This window comes from Pseudomonas typographi, from assembly GCF_014694385.1.
Taxonomy (GTDB): Bacteria; Pseudomonadota; Gammaproteobacteria; order Pseudomonadales; family Pseudomonadaceae; genus Aquipseudomonas; species Aquipseudomonas typographi.
Genome location: NZ_JAAOCA010000009.1, coordinates 130,787 through 145,122 on the forward strand (window position 1 = coordinate 130,787; position 14,336 = coordinate 145,122).

General features: G+C 63.5%; 12 protein-coding genes. 7 read left to right on the top strand and 5 right to left on the bottom strand.

Annotated features, from left to right (window positions below; all coding sequences use genetic code 11):
* Positions 1-44: 44 nt before the first annotated feature.
* The 4 genes from phnD to HAQ05_RS09330 form a co-directional block, all read right to left on the bottom strand.
* Positions 45-1,049, bottom strand: a complete 1,005-nt coding sequence (gene phnD / locus HAQ05_RS09315) for a phosphonate ABC transporter substrate-binding protein (RefSeq protein ID WP_190419697.1) — start codon at positions 1,047-1,049, stop codon at positions 45-47.
* Between the two features lie 50 nt (positions 1,050-1,099).
* Positions 1,100-1,927 carry a phosphonate ABC transporter ATP-binding protein gene (gene phnC / locus HAQ05_RS09320; RefSeq protein ID WP_190419699.1) on the bottom strand — a complete coding sequence of 276 codons (828 nt, stop codon included), beginning with the start codon at positions 1,925-1,927 and terminating at the stop codon, positions 1,100-1,102.
* A gap of 305 nt (positions 1,928-2,232) precedes the next feature.
* Entirely contained in the window at positions 2,233-2,907 is a 675-nt protein-coding gene (locus HAQ05_RS09325; protein WP_190419700.1) for a response regulator, read from the bottom strand.
* Positions 2,885-6,274, bottom strand: coding sequence for an ATP-binding protein (locus HAQ05_RS09330; protein WP_190419702.1), 3,390 nt, complete (start codon positions 6,272-6,274; stop codon positions 2,885-2,887). Before HAQ05_RS09330 ends, HAQ05_RS09325 begins: the two co-directional genes overlap by 23 nt.
* A 241-nt stretch (positions 6,275-6,515) precedes the next feature.
* Between HAQ05_RS09330 and urtA the strand changes: the two genes are divergently transcribed.
* The 7 genes from urtA to HAQ05_RS09365 all read left to right on the top strand — a co-directional run bounded on the left by urtA (position 6,516) and on the right by HAQ05_RS09365 (position 12,968).
* Entirely contained in the window at positions 6,516-7,748 is a 1,233-nt protein-coding gene (gene urtA, locus HAQ05_RS09335; RefSeq protein ID WP_190419704.1) for an urea ABC transporter substrate-binding protein, read from the top strand.
* 132 nt (positions 7,749-7,880) lie between these two features.
* Entirely contained in the window at positions 7,881-8,798 is a 918-nt protein-coding gene (gene urtB / locus HAQ05_RS09340; protein WP_190419706.1) for an urea ABC transporter permease subunit UrtB, read from the top strand.
* A gap of 10 nt (positions 8,799-8,808) precedes the next feature.
* Complete coding sequence (gene urtC, locus HAQ05_RS09345; RefSeq protein WP_190419801.1) at positions 8,809-9,930, top strand: urea ABC transporter permease subunit UrtC; 1,122 nt, start codon at positions 8,809-8,811, stop codon at positions 9,928-9,930.
* On the top strand, positions 9,927-10,691 hold the full coding sequence (urtD, locus tag HAQ05_RS09350) for an urea ABC transporter ATP-binding protein UrtD (protein ID WP_190419708.1): 765 nt from the start codon (positions 9,927-9,929) through the stop codon (positions 10,689-10,691). The genes urtC and urtD overlap by 4 nt, the downstream gene beginning before the upstream one ends.
* 11 nt (positions 10,692-10,702) lie before the next feature.
* A complete protein-coding gene (gene urtE, locus HAQ05_RS09355) occupies positions 10,703-11,392 on the top strand; it encodes an urea ABC transporter ATP-binding subunit UrtE (protein ID WP_190419710.1) in 690 nt (229 codons plus the stop codon).
* A gap of 16 nt (positions 11,393-11,408) precedes the next feature.
* On the top strand, positions 11,409-12,638 hold the full coding sequence (gene fmdA, locus HAQ05_RS09360) for a formamidase (RefSeq protein WP_190419712.1): 1,230 nt from the start codon (positions 11,409-11,411) through the stop codon (positions 12,636-12,638).
* A gap of 9 nt (positions 12,639-12,647) precedes the next feature.
* Positions 12,648-12,968: an FmdB family zinc ribbon protein gene (locus HAQ05_RS09365; protein WP_190419715.1), complete on the top strand. Its 321-nt coding sequence runs from the start codon at positions 12,648-12,650 to the stop codon at positions 12,966-12,968.
* A gap of 84 nt (positions 12,969-13,052) precedes the next feature.
* Here HAQ05_RS09365 and HAQ05_RS09370 read toward each other — a convergent pair whose 3' ends face one another.
* Complete coding sequence (locus HAQ05_RS09370) at positions 13,053-14,297, bottom strand: N-acetylmuramoyl-L-alanine amidase (RefSeq protein WP_190419717.1); 1,245 nt, start codon at positions 14,295-14,297, stop codon at positions 13,053-13,055.
* Positions 14,298-14,336: the final 39 nt, after the last annotated feature.

Here is a 14,336-nt window from a genome sequence, read left to right on the forward strand (position 1 = left end):
CGAGGCAGCACCCGGCGCGGGGCCGGTGTACCGCGTCGCGGCCATCAGCCGGCCTTGGCGTTGCCTTGTTTTTCCAGCTCCGAAAGGCGTTCTTGAAGCTTGGCCAGGCCGGCGTCGATCTCGTTGAGGCGGCTGGTTTTTTCGCTGGCGTCGAGGGTGGTACTGGCGGTGATTTCGGTTTTTTGCTTGAACAGTTCCAACTGGCGGATGGTCAGCAACTGGTCATTGGAGGACTTGAGGAACTTGCCCATCTGCATGTTTTTGAGCACGGCCTTCTCCGCGTCGGTGTCGCCGTAGCTGGCGAAGAATTCACGGATCTTGGTCTTCTCGTCGTCTGGCAGCGAGGCGCGCCAGACCATCGGGTCGGCTGGAATGACCGGCGACTTCCAGATCACCTTGAGCAGGGCTACTTTGTCTGGCTGAGTGACTGCCAGGCGGTCCCAACTTTCGGTGTTGAAGGTGGCGACATCCAGTTGCCCCTTGGCGACGCTCAAGGCGTTGACTTCGTGGCTGGAGTTCAGCGTGCGCTTGAAGGCCGTGGCCGCGTCGACGTGGTTCTGGGCGAATACGTAGTAGCCCGGCACCAGATAACCGGAGGTGGAGTTCGGGTCGCCGTTACCGAAGGTCAGCTCTTTGGCGTGCTTGAGCATGTCGGCAACCGAATTGATCGGGCTGTCTTTACGCGCGATGATCAAGCTCCAGTAGCCCGGCGCGCCGTTGGCGGCGGCGGTCTGGGCGAAGATTTCGCCGCCGGAACGGTCCACCGCCTCCATGGCGGCCTTGTTGCCCAGCCACGCCACGTCGACCTTATTGAAGCGCATGCCCTGGATCAATCCAGCGTAATCGGAGGCGAAGGTGGCCTTGACGGTGAGGCCGGTCTTTTTCGACAGGTCGTCGAGGAAGGGCTGCCAGATGCTTTTGAGGTTCTGCGAGGACTCGGTGGACATGATGCCGAAGTTGATCACCTTGTCGTCAGCCTGGGCGTTACCCAGGCAGCAACTGGCGAGCAAGGCGGCAGACGCGAACACGCGACCGATGCGGTTCAACATGGTGGGCTCCTGAATCGTAGTGTTAGGGCGGGGGCGTTCGAGTTGGGCGGTCAGGCCTGGGCCAGCGCCAGCTGTGGCGGCCTGCCGGCAGCCTTATCGGAAAACATCAGGCGGGTGCCGCTGTCGGCGCCGTACAGGTCATTGAGGAACTGGCTGCTGAGGGCTTCGCCCTTGCCGTCGTAATGGATGCGGCCAGCCTTCAGGGCTACGGCGCGCGGGCAATAACGCACGGCGTAATCGACTTGATGCAGGGTCACGACCACGGTCTTGCCGTCACGGCGGTTGATGTCGGCGAGGATTTCCATAACGTTGCAGGCGGATTCAGGGTCGAGCGAGGCGATGGGTTCGTCGGCCAGAATGACGTCGGCGCGCTGGGTCAGCGCCCTGGCGATCGCCACGCGCTGTTGTTGGCCACCGGAAAGGGTGGAGGCGCGTTGCTGAGCCAGCGCGGCCAAGCCCACACGGTCCAGGGCTTCCAAGGCGCGGCGTTTTTCTTCGGCGTTGAACAGGCCCAGGCTGCCACGCCAACGTGGCACGCGGCCCAGGCAGCCAAGCAAGGTGTTGTCCAGCACGCTGAGGCGGTTGACCAGGTTGAATTGCTGGAAGATGTAACCGATGTCGGCACGCAAGTGCCGCACGCTGTTGCTCAAGCGCCCGGCCGCCTGCACTTCGCGGCCCAATACATGAACCTGGCCACCGTTGCCGCGATCACAACAGGCCAGCCCCGCCAGATGGCGCAACAGGGTGGATTTGCCCGACCCTGAAGCGCCGATCAGCGCAACCATTTCTCCGGGTTGTATCGACAGCGCCACGTCAACCAGCGCGGTTTTGCGGGCGAATGTCTTGTTCAGGCGGTCGACGTGGATAGCTGCGTTCATGGCCTTCTCTGTCTGCTGAGCGAGCATCCTGCCTGTGGGTTCAAGGGCCGTATCCCGTCCGTGGGTGGCTTGCGGTGGAGATGACAGTAGGGCCGGCGTATGACGCCCCGATGAACCGTAGGTGAAGGTGGGGTAACCGTTCGTTGACGGTTTTGCGTCGGGTGGGCGTGGCAGAGGTGGCCAACATCAGCGGCAACGCACATGGCGCTGCTGCGTTGCGGGCTAGGCACGTGAAGGGTGGTTCGTAGCCGCCTTCAGTCAGCCGGAATGGGTAGCCAATTGTTTAGCGGCATTGAGGCATGGCTTCAGACCACCGCTGACAGCGCCACCGAAGTCGCCGCTGCGCGGGTTTCCACGCCCAGTTTCACGTAGATGTGCTCCAGGTGTTTGTTCACCGTGCGCGGGCTCAGGCCGAGAATGTCCCCCACGTCTTTGTTGGTTTTGCCACAGGCCACCCAGCGCAGTACCTGCAATTCGCGTTCGGTCAGGGCGAAGCGGCGGGCCAGCCGCTGGTGGCTGGCGCTGCCGTCCAAGGCCAGGTACGCCGGGCGGCTGGCTGTGCGCGCGGCCAACAGGTTGCGCGCGGTGCGCAGATGGGCACCAACCCGCGCCAGCAGTTCGTTGCACTCGATCGGCTTGGTCACGTAATCCACCGCCCCGGCGGCAAAGCCTTCGACCACGTGGTTGCTTTCAGTGAGCGCGGTCATGAACAGCACCGGGATGTCGGCCGTCGCCGGTTGCGCCTTGATCTGCCGGCAGGTTTGGAAGCCATCGAGCCCCGGCATCAGGGCGTCGAGCAATATCAGGTCGGGGCGGCGCCGCTCCAGGCGCTGCAGGGCACTGTGGCCGTCGAGCGCCACCAGCACCCGGTAGCCGGCATCATCCAGCGCACCATGCAGCAAGGCCAGGTTGTGCGGTTCGTCGTCCACGATCAGCACTGTCCCGGCCTCTAGGGCCTCAGGCAGGGTCAGGGTGTTCATCAATGGCCTCCTTGAGCCGTAGGGCCAATTGTTCGAGTTGAAAGCCCCGGGCTAGGCCCCGCCAGTCGGCGATCAGCCCAGCGCTGGCGGGGTGCTCCCGCTCCAGGGTGTCCAACGCCTGGTGGATACCGCGCACGTAGCCCTGCCCGCACAGGTCCAGCAGCGGCGTCAGCGCCTCGGCCGCGGGGTGTTCACGGGCGCTGGGCGGTGCGCTGGGCGCGTGTTGCCGCCAGCTGAGGTGCAGGTGCCGCTGCAGGCAGTCGAGCAGCAGCGGCAGGTCGATTGGTTTGGCCAGGTGTTCGTCGCACAGTGGTGCACCGTGCCGGTCAAGGTCGTCGGCAAAGGGCGTTACGTTGGCCGACAGCACCACGATCGGCGCCTGCGACAGCGCGTTGCGGCGGATCAGCCGTGCGCACTCCAGCCCCCCCATGCCGGGCATCGACAGGTCGAGCAGGATCAAGTCGGGTTGTTCCAGGGCCACCTGGCGGATCGCGTCCTGCCCGTTGGCCGCTTCGCAAAGCACGAACCCCAACGGCTCGAGCATGCGCACGATCACCCGGCGGTGTTCCAGGTGGTCGTCGACCACCAGCAGCTTACGCAAAGGGCCCTGGTAACCGATCACGTCGTGCTCGCGGTGGATCACCGCTTGCGGCACGCGCACCTCGGACAGAAACAAACGCAACTGAAATTGAGTGCCCACACCCTGTTCACTGTCGACGCGCAATTCGCCGCCCATCAAGGCGGTCAGCAGCCGGGCGATGGTCAGCCCCAACCCTACGCCGTCATCCTTGCGCAGCGGGGCGCCGCGCTCGAAGGGCTGGAAAATCCGTTCCAGTTGCGCCGCAGGGATGCCGATGCCCGTGTCGGCCACCTCGAAGGTGGCGGTTTCGCGCAGGTAACTGACGTGCAGCCGCACCTGGCCGCGATCGGTGAAATTCACCGCGTTACCCAGCAGGTTGATAAGAATTTGGCGCATGCGCTTTTCGTCGGCGCGCACCACCGCGGGCATGCGCCCCTGGCAATCGAGCACAAAGCTCAGGCCCTTTTCGCGGGCCAATGGGGCGATCATCTGGCCCAGGTCGCTGACAAATTGCGGGAACGGCACCTCGGTAGGCTCCAGGCGCAGCTTGCCCGCTTCGATCCGCGCCACGTCGAGCAGCCCTTCGATCAACGACAACAAGTGCGAACTGCTGCGGCGGATGATCGCCAGCGCTTCCTGATGCTGTACCGGCAAGCCGGTGTCGCGCTGCAATACCTGGGTGAAGCCCATGATGCTGTTGAGCGGCGTGCGCAGTTCGTGGGAAAGCCCTGTGACGTAACGGCTCTTGGCGGCATTGGCCGCTTCGGAGGCTTCCTTGGCCTGTTGCAGGGCCTGGTCGGTTTTGTGGTGGGCTTCGATTTCTTGCATCAACAGGGTGGTCTGCCGGTTCGATTCTTCCTGAGCCACTTGGCGGCTTTCGCGGGTGAGTACTACCCACCAGGCAAGGATCCCGGCAAACAGCGACAGGGTTAAAAAGGCCTTGAGAAAAGCCAGTTGCAAGGTGTGCTGCAACGCAGGCGCGGCGGCCAGCCCGGGCGCCACTTGGCTGTACACCAGCACCAGCGCCCCGCAAAGCATCAGCATCAACACCGCCAGCAGCGCCAGGTAATGGGCCAGGCGGGTATGCAGGTAGGCTTGGCGCAGCCCCGGCATCAATCGCAGCAGCACCGCTTCGAATTGCTCCGACAGCCGTGCGCGCGGTTTGCATTGGTCCAGGCAGCGCGCTTCCAGGGAACAGCACAAGGAACAAATGGCGCAGCCGTAGGCCGGGCAACTGGCCATGTCGGGCGCTTCGAAATGGTTATGGCACAGGCCACATAGAATCGAACCCTGCGCCTGGGCCGGGTAGATCAACGTGGTGTCGCTGTCGCGCGCCAAGTAATAGCGGCTGCGGGTAAGCCAGGCCAGCAAGGGCGCCAGCAGCAGCGCGGCACCCAGCGCCACCAGCGGCGGGGCGGCCTGGGCGTAGATGCCGAACAGGCCGCACCAGGCCAGCAGCGATAACAGCGAGGCCAGCAGCATGGCGCCAACCCCCACCGGGTTGATGTCATACAGGTGCGCGCGCTTGAACTCGATGTGCCGAGGGGACCACCCCAATGGCTTGTTGATGACCAAATCGGCCACCAGCGCGCCAATCCAGGCGATGGCCACGTTGGCGTACAGCCCCAGCACCCGTTCGATGGCATGGAACACCCCCAACTCCATCAGGGTGAGGGCGATGACCACGTTGAACACCAGCCACACGACACGCCCAGGGTGGCTGTGGGTGACCCGGGCGAAAAAGTTCGACCAGGCCAGCGACCCTGCATAGGCGTTGGTGAGGTTGATCTTGATCTGCGAGATGATCACGAACAGCACCATCATTGCCAGCGCCCACTGCGGCGAGGCGAACACATAGTTGAAGGCCACCAGGTACATCTGAGTGGGCTCGCTGGCCCGCTCCAGCGGCACCTCATGCTGCAGGGCCAGAAAGGCCAAAAAGGCACCGCCCAGGATCTTCAGCGCGCCCGGCACGATCCAGCCGGGCCCGGCCAGCAGCACGGCGGCCCACCAGCGGCGGCGGTTGGCGGCGGTTTTGGCCGGTAAAAAGCGCAGGTAGTCGACCTGCTCACCAATCTGGGTCACTAACGCCAGCACCACGCTGGCCGCTGCCCCGAAATACAGCAAATTGAAGTCACGGCCATCGCCCAGCCGCCCGCTGAAGGTCACCAGGTCGCCGAGGGCGTCGGGCTTTTTCACGATCACGAACACGTAGGGCACCAGCAGCAGCGCCAGCCAAAGCGGTTGGCTCCACATCTGCAAGCGGTTGATCAGGCTGATGCCATAGGCTGCCAGCGGGATGATCAACACCGAACACAATACGTAAGCCAAGCCCAGCGGGATGTGCAGGTACATTTCCAGGGCCAGCGCCATGATCGCCGCCTCCAGGGCGAAGAACAAGAACGTGAACGAGGCGTAAATCAATGAGGTGATGGTCGAGCCAATGTAGCCAAAGCCCGCGCCCCGGGTGAGCAGGTCCATGTCTACGCCATAGCGCGCCGAGTAATAGCTGATCGGCAAACCGGTGAGGAAGATCAACAGCGCCACGGCCAATACCGCCCAGAGCGTATTGGTGAAGCCATAACTCAGCACCAACGTGCCGCCAACCGCTTCGAGTACCAGGAACGACACCGTAGACAACGCCGTGTTGGCGATGCGCAGCTCCGACCATTTACGCGCGCTCAGCGGCGTGAAGCGCAGGGCGTAGTCCTCCATGGTTTCGTCGGCCACCCAGCGGTTGTAGTCGCGGCGGATCTTAACGATGCGTTGGGTTCCCAAGGGTGGCACGGCGGCGGTCCTGCGGTTGGGCGGTGGTGGCTTATGGCAGCAAGTTCTGTGCCCCGGGCGCAGAGTGTGCCGGCCAGGCAGGCAGCCGGCTGTACGTCATTTAACGTATCGGTGGGCTACGTCAGATGACGTAGCGCTTACGTCATGCGCCGTATAACGCCCCCGCCGCCGTTACCGCCATCCTCTGCCGCAGACGCCGCGAGCCCTTTCGCGGCACTTGGCGAGCACAGGAGCGGGGAACATGCATTCAACCAGCAGGGGGATCACGCGGCGGTGGGCCTTGGGGGCCGTGGCGCTGTCGCTGCTTACGGCGAGCGTCATGGCGCCGCGGGCATGGGCCGATGATGCCAATACCACCGGCTTGGCGGTCACGCCCAGCGAAGTGACCGTCGGCCAATTGCATTCGGCCACCGGTACCATGGCGATTTCCGAAACCGGCTCGATCCAGGCCGAGCGCCTGGCCATCGAGCAGATCAACGCCCAGGGCGGGGTGCTCGGCCGGCAGATCAAGATCATCCAGGAAGACGGCGCATCGGATTGGCCCACCTTCGCCGAAAAAGCCCGCAAGCTGTTGGTCAACGATAAGGTGGCCACGGTATTCGGTTGCTGGACCAGCGCTTCGCGCAAGGCCGTGTTGCCGGTGTTCGAACAGCAAAACGGGCTGCTCTATTACCCCACGTTCTACGAGGGCCTGGAGCAATCGAAGAACGTGATCTACACCGGCCAAGAGGCCACCCAGCAGATCCTCGCCAGCCTCGATTGGATCGCCAAGACCAAGGGCGCGAAAAGCTTTTACCTGATTGGCTCGGATTATATCTGGCCACGTACCTCGATGAAGATCGCGCGCAAGCACATCGAAAACGTGCTGCACGGCGAAGTGGTGGGCGAAGACTACTACCCATTGGGCAACACCCAGTTCGGCTCGTTGATCAACAAGGTCAAGCTGAAAAAACCTGACGTAGTCTTCGCCGCAGTGGTCGGTGGCTCGAACGTGGCCTTTTACAAACAGCTCAAAGCCGCCGGCGTGACCTCTGCCAAACAGACCCTGTTGACCTTGTCGGTAACCGAGGACGAGCTGCTGGGCATCGGCGGCGAAAACATGGCCGGCTTCTATGCCTCGATGAAGTACTTCCAGAGCCTGGACAACCCCAACAACCAGGCGTTCGTCGCCGCCTTCAAGGCTAAATACGGGCCCAACGCGGTGATCGGCGACGTCACCCAAGCGGCATACCTGGGCCCATGGCTGTGGAAGGCCGCCGTGGAAAAAGCCGGCAGCTTCGATGTCGACAAAGTGGTCGCCGCCTCCCCCGGTATCGAGCTTAAAACCGCGCCGGAAGGCTACGTGAAAATTCACGAAAACCACCACCTGTGGAGCAAAACCCGCATCGGCGAAGTGCAGCCCGACGGGCAGTTCAAGGTGGTGTACGAATCCGACCTGATCGAACCGAACCCCTTTCCCAAGGGTTACCAGTAGCCGCGCCGCTTAGGCGCAAGCCGCACGTTGCTAGCCCTACGGTGGCCCCGGTTAGGCCGTTATCGGCGTGCAGCTTGCCCGTTTTACGCGGCGGCCAGCGCCGCCCGCCCATACGAAAAAAGGAGGCCCCCGATGGCTTGGTTGACCGAATTCGGCGCAATCGCCGCCATGCAGGCATTCAACGGCTTATCCGTGTTTTGCGTGCTGTTGCTCATGGCCCTGGGGCTGGCGATCATCTTCGGCCAGATGGGCGTGATCAACATGGCCCATGGCGAATTCCTGACCGTGGGCGCCTATACCACCTATGTATTGTCGGGGTTGACCCTGCACTACGCCCCTTCGCTGCAACCGTACTATTTTTTCCTGGCCATCGTGGTGGCCTTCGTGATCGCCGGGGCGCTGGGCTGGCTGGTGGAGTGGGCGATGATCAGCCGCCTTTACCATCGCCCACTCGATACCCTGCTGGCCACCTGGGGCCTGTCGCTGGTGATGCAGCAGGCACTGCGCTCGATCTTCGGCGCGCGTGAGGTCAGCGCGGAGCTGCCGGAATGGTTGATGGGGTCGTTCAGCCTTACCGACGCCATCGACATCCCCCGCAATGGGCTGTTCACCGTGGCGGTCACCCTGCTGCTGACCGGCGGCCTGTTCCTGTTGTTGTTTCGCTCGCGCTGGGGGTTGCACGTGCGCGCCACCATGCAGAACCGGGTGATGAGCCGGGCGGTGGGCATCGACACCCGACGCGTAGACCGCATGACCTTCGCCCTGGGCTGCGGCGTGGCCGGTGTGGCCGGGGCGGTATTCACCACCATCGGCTCCACGGGCCCCACCGCAGGCTCGCTGTACATCGTCGATACCTTCCTGACCGTGGTGTTCGGCGGCGCCGCCAGCCTGCTCGGCACCATTGCCTCGGCCTTTGCCATTGCCCAGACGCAGTCGATTTCAGAGTTCTTCATGAGCGGTTCGATGGCGAAGGTGCTGACGCTGTCGGCGGTGATTTTGATCTTGCTGCTGAGGCCACAGGGGCTGTTCGCCAGCAAAGTGCGCAAATGAGGGCATGATGATGACTGTATTGGACAAATACCTCGGTGGGCGCCAAGGCACCCTGGGGCTGCTGGTGCTGGCCTTGCTGGTGCTGGTGGTGTTCCCGCTGGTGCTCGACGCCTTCCGCCTGAACATGGTCGGCAAGTACCTGACCTACGCCTTCGTCGCGGTGGGCCTGGTGCTGTGCTGGGGCTACGGCGGCATCCTCAGCCTGGGGCAGGGCGTGTTTTTCGGCCTGGGCGGCTATTGCATGGCGATGTTCCTCAAGCTGGAGGCCTCCGACCCGCTGAGCACCAAGATCCAAACCACCCCGGGCATCCCGGACTTCATGGATTGGAACCAGATCACCGAATTGCCGGCAATGTGGCAGCCGTTTCACAGCTTCGGTTTTACCGTGGCGGCGGTGGTGGGGGTGCCGGTGGTACTGGCCTGGGTAATCGGTTTGGCGTTGTTCAAGCGGCGGGTGGGGGATGTGTACTTTTCCATCGTGACCCAAGCCATTGCGTTGATCCTCACCGTGCTGATCGTGGGCCAGCAGGGCTTGACCGGCGGGGTGAACGGCATCACCGACCTGAAAACCCTGCTGGGCTGGGACATTCGCACCGACCAGGCCAAGTACCTGTTGTACTTCGCCAACGCCGGCCTACTGCTGGGCTGCATCGTGCTGGGCAAATTCATCCTCGCCTCCAAGCTCGGCCGCTTGCTGCTGGCCATGCGCGACAAAGAAGAACGCGTGCGGTTTTCCGGCTATGACGTGTCGAGCTTCAAGGTATTCGTGTTTTGCTTGGCAGCGGCGTTTTCGGCCATCGGCGGGGCCATGTTCACCTTGCAAGTGGGGTTCATGTCGCCGTCGTTCGTGGGCATCGTGCCGTCGATCGAGATGGTCATTTTCGCGGCCGTCGGCGGGCGTTTGTCGCTACTGGGCGCCGTTTACGGCACGTTGCTGGTGAATTTCGGCAAAACCTATTTCTCCGAGTCGTTCCCCGAGCTGTGGCTGTACCTGATGGGTGGGTTATTCATCGTGGTGGTGATGTATCTACCCAACGGCCTGGCCGGGGTGTGGGCCAAGCACGGCCCGCGCTTATGGGCCTGGCGCCGCGCCCGCGCAGCCAAGGCCGCCGCGCTGGAGGTGCAACCATGAACGCCAAGGCCGTGGGCTTCGAAATGAACAAACCGGTGCTGGCGGTCGAAGGGCTGACCGTGTCGTTCGACGGCTTCAAGGCGGTGGACAACCTCAACCTGTACCTGGACCGCAACGAAGTGAGGGTGGTGATCGGCCCCAACGGTGCCGGCAAAACCACGGTGCTCGACCTGATCTGCGGCAAAACCCGCGCCACGGCCGGCAGCATCCGTTTCAAGGACCAAGAACTGACCCGCCTGCCCGAATACAAGATCGTGCGCGCTGGGGTCGGGCGCAAGTTCCAGAACCCGTCCATTTACGAGAACCTTTCGGTGTTTGAAAACCTGGAAATGTCCTACCCGGGCGGGCGCAAGGTGCTGGGGGCGCTGCTGTTCAAACGCAGCGCGGCGGTGGTGCAGCGGGTGGAGCAGGTGGCCGAGGAGATTTTCCTCGCCCAGTGGTTGCACACCGAGGCCGGGCTGCTTTCTCACGGGCAAAAGCAATGGCTGGAAATCGGCATGTTGCTGATGCAAGACCCAGAACTGCTGATGCTCGATGAGCCAGTGGCCGGCATGAGCGTGAACGAACGGGCGCAAACCGCCGAATTGCTCGGGCGGATCAGCCAGAACCGCTCGGTGCTGGTGATCGAGCACGACATGGAATTCGTCAAGAGCATCGCCCATAAGGTCACGGTGCTGCACCAGGGCAAGGTATTGGCCGAGGGCAGCATGGAGGCGGTGCAGAGCAACCCCAAAGTTATCGAAGTGTACCTGGGCCACTGAAGGAGCCAGCCATGTTCAGCCTCAACCAATGGGCGTCTGGCTATGGCCAGAGCCAGATCCTGCACGACCTGGACCTCACCGTGGCCAAGCGTGAGATCGTTGCGGTGATGGGCCGCAACGGCATGGGCAAGACCACCCTGTTCAAGAGCTTGATGGGCATCCTGCCGCAGTGGCACGGCCAGGTGACGGTCGATGGGGTAGACGTTTCGGCCTTGCACACCCATCAGCGGGTGGCTAAGGGCCTGGCCTACGTGCCCCAGGGGCGGATGATTTTCTCGCACATGAGCGTGCTGGAGAACATCCAGACCGGCTTGCCGGCCTCGGCCCGGGGGCACGTGCCCGAAGACCTCTACGCGCTGTTTCCGGTGCTCTACGACATGCGTGGGCGCAAGGGGGGCAACCTCTCTGGCGGCCAGCAGCAACAGTTGGCCATCGCCCGGGCGCTGGCCACCCAGCCCAAGGTACTGCTGCTCGACGAACCCACCGAAGGCATCCAGCCGTCGATCATTAAAGACATCGCCCGCACGCTGAAAGACATTCGCACCCTGCGCGACCTGACCATCGTGGTCTCCGAGCAGGTGCTGTCGTTCACCCTGGATATCGCCGATCGCTTTTTGGTGATCGAAAAAGGCCGTTTCGTCGTCGAGGACACCCGCGCCAACGTCGACGAAGCCAGCATCGCCCGCTACCTCTCTGTTTAACCTAGGAGCCTTTGCCATGACCGATACCTTGATCAACGTCGACCTCAGCCAGCCGGCCACCGAAAACGAGCAGGTGCACAACCGCTGGCACCCGGACATTCCCATGGCCTGCTGGGTCAAGCCGGGTGATGACTTTATCCTCGAAACTTACGACTGGACCGCCGGGGCGATCAAGAACAACGACGACGCCAGCGACGTGCGCGATGTCGACCTGTCCACTGTGCACTACCTCTCAGGCCCGGTGGGCGTGCACGGTGCCGAGCCGGGTGACCTGCTGGTGGTCGACCTGCTCGACATCGGCACGCGCAGCGATTCGTTATGGGGCTTTAACGGGTTCTTTTCCAAGAACAACGGCGGGGGGTTTCTCACCGATCATTTCCCCTCGGCGCAAAAGGCGATCTGGGACTTCAACGGCCTGTTCACCCGCTCGCGGCATATTCCCGGTGTGGAGTTTGCCGGGCTTATCCACCCCGGGCTGATCGGCTGCCTGCCAGATGCGCCGATGCTCGAGGCGTGGAACCGCCGCGAGCAGCAACTGATCGACAGCGACCCGGCACGGGTACCGCCGCTGGCCAACCCCCCGTTCGCTGCCACTGCCCACTTGGGCAAGCTTAAGGGCGAGGCCCGCGACCGCGCCGCGGCCACCGGGGCGCGCACCGTACCGCCGCGCGAACACGGCGGCAACTGCGATATCAAAGACCTTTCACGGGGCTCGAAGGTGTACTTCCCGGTGTACGTCGCCGGCGCAGGGCTGTCGGTGGGCGACCTGCACTTCAGCCAGGGCGACGGCGAGATCACCTTTTGCGGTGCTATCGAAATGGCCGGCTGGGTGCACATGCGCGTGGCCTTGATCAAGGGCGGCATGGCCAAGTACGGCATCAAGAACCCGGTGTTCAAGCCCAGCCCGATCGTGCCGAACTACAACAATTTCCTGATCTTCGAAGGCATCTCGGTCGATGAGCACGGCCAGCAACACTACCTTGACGTGAACGTGGCCTACCGCCAGGCCTGCCTGAATGCCATTGAGTACCTGACCAAGTTCGGCTACAGCCGGGCCCAAGGCTATGCGCTGCTGGGTTCGGCGCCGGTGCAGGGGCACATCAGCGGCGTGGTCGACATCCCCAACGCCTGCGCCACGCTGTGGCTACCCACCGACATCTTCGCCTTCGACATCAACCCCAGCGCCAGCGGGCCCACCCGGCACCTGGATGGCAGCATCGACCTGCCCATCGCCCCAGACCTGTAAGGAGCCACCATGCCTATCTACGATTACCAATGCGCACACTGCGGGCCGTTCAGCGAACTGCGTGGCCTGGCCGACAGCGCCACGCCCTGCGCCTGCCCCGCCTGTGCCGCACCCAGCCCGCGGGTGATAGTGAGCGCACCGCGCCTGGCGTTACTGGCCGGCAACACCCGCCAGGCGCTGGACATCAACGAACGCAGCCGCCACGAACCTAAGCAAAGCCGCCACCATGGCAGTGGCTGTGGCTGTTGTGGGCCACGCAAGCCGGTGCCAGCGCAGGCGGGTGCATTGAAAGGTAACAGCGCGGGGCGGCCATGGATGATCAGCCATTGAAGCAAGGGCGCGCCTGGCCAGGCTGGGGGCTGTAGCGACGCGGGATCAGCGCGGCAGGGCCATAAAACATACCCCTAGGCCCCCCTAGGCCAACCCCCCTTGCTTGGCCGCCGCCAGGTACGTCCCCATCGGCGGGTTGCTGCTGAAGTAACCGTCGATGCCAGAGAAAATCGCCTGCGCCACCTTTTTGCGGTGGCGGTCGTCCATCAGCAGCGAGCAGTCGCGGCTGTTGGAGATAAAACCGGTCTCCACCAGGATCGAAGGGATATCCGGCGACTTCAGCACGGCAAAACCTGCCTGCTCCACGCGCTTGACCCCATGCACCCCCGACACCAGCCCAACGCTGTCGAGCACGTTGCCGCCCAGCGACAGGCTGCTGGAAATGGTCGCGTTCATCGACATGTCGAGGATCACATTGGCCAGCATCGGGTCTTTGTCGCTGAGGTTGAGCAATTGCTGCGCGCCGAGCAGGTCCGACGCGTTCTCTTGGTCGGCCATCCAGCGGGCGAGGGTAGAGGTGGCGCCGTGCTCGGACAGGGCGAACACCGAGGCGCCCTTGGCCGTGCGGATGGGGGCGGCGTCGGCGTGCACCGAGACGAACATGTCGGCGTTGTATTTGCGCGCCACGTCCACGCGCTTGCGCAGCGGCACGAAAAAGTCGTCGTTGCGCACCAGCCGCGCCCTGTACCCCTTGGTTTGGTTGACCTTGCGCGCGAGCATCTGGGCAATGGCCAGGGCCACGTGTTTCTCTTTTTGCCCGCCGGGCCCGATGGCGCCCGGGTCTTTGCCGCCGTGGCCGGCGTCGATCACCACGACCACGTCTCTGTGGCCTTTGCCGGGGCTCGGTGGCGGGTCGGCCTTGGCCGGTTGGGCCTGCGCAAGCGGTGTTTGCTCCGGCGCGGCGGCCTTGGCACTGGCCAGGGCAGGCGCGCCGCTGTGCAGGTCGATCACCAGGCGATCACCTTTGCCCGAACCCGGTGGTAAGGTGAAGGCGCTGCTTTTTACCGCTTGGTCGAATTCGAACACCAGGCGTGTGTCGCCATTGGCGCGCAGGCTGCTGCGCACGCGCTTGACCGGGCCCTGGCGCAGCACGGCTTCGTTCAAGGCGCTGGCCAGCCGGGTGCCGTGCAAGTCCAGAATCAAACGCGGCGGTGTATCGAGTTCGAAGGCTTGGTATTTCACCGGGCCGGATAGGTCCAGCACCAGACGCGAGGTGCCGTTCTGGCGCCAAGCACGAGCCGCCAGCACCGTTTGCCCGGCGTGGGCGGCCAGTGACAATGGTAAGGTGAAACCTGCCAGTAGCAGGGTCAGTATCTGACGTCTGTGCATGGTAGGGGCCCGCATAGCGTGTTAATCAACATTCTTAGA

Coding starts and splice junctions, on each gene's coding strand:
- urtB (WP_190419706.1), top strand. CDS start 7,881: ATGGCTTGGTTGACCGAATTCGGCGCAATCGCCGCCATGCAGGCATTC.
- phnC (WP_190419699.1), bottom strand. CDS start 1,927: ATGAACGCAGCTATCCACGTCGACCGCCTGAACAAGACATTCGCCCGC.
- HAQ05_RS09370 (WP_190419717.1), bottom strand. CDS start 14,297: ATGCACAGACGTCAGATACTGACCCTGCTACTGGCAGGTTTCACCTTA.
- urtD (WP_190419708.1), top strand. CDS start 9,927: ATGAACGCCAAGGCCGTGGGCTTCGAAATGAACAAACCGGTGCTGGCG.
- urtA (WP_190419704.1), top strand. CDS start 6,516: ATGCATTCAACCAGCAGGGGGATCACGCGGCGGTGGGCCTTGGGGGCC.
- fmdA (WP_190419712.1), top strand. CDS start 11,409: ATGACCGATACCTTGATCAACGTCGACCTCAGCCAGCCGGCCACCGAA.
- urtC (WP_190419801.1), top strand. CDS start 8,809: ATGACTGTATTGGACAAATACCTCGGTGGGCGCCAAGGCACCCTGGGG.
- HAQ05_RS09325 (WP_190419700.1), bottom strand. CDS start 2,907: ATGAACACCCTGACCCTGCCTGAGGCCCTAGAGGCCGGGACAGTGCTG.
- phnD (WP_190419697.1), bottom strand. CDS start 1,049: ATGTTGAACCGCATCGGTCGCGTGTTCGCGTCTGCCGCCTTGCTCGCC.
- urtE (WP_190419710.1), top strand. CDS start 10,703: ATGTTCAGCCTCAACCAATGGGCGTCTGGCTATGGCCAGAGCCAGATC.
- HAQ05_RS09365 (WP_190419715.1), top strand. CDS start 12,648: ATGCCTATCTACGATTACCAATGCGCACACTGCGGGCCGTTCAGCGAA.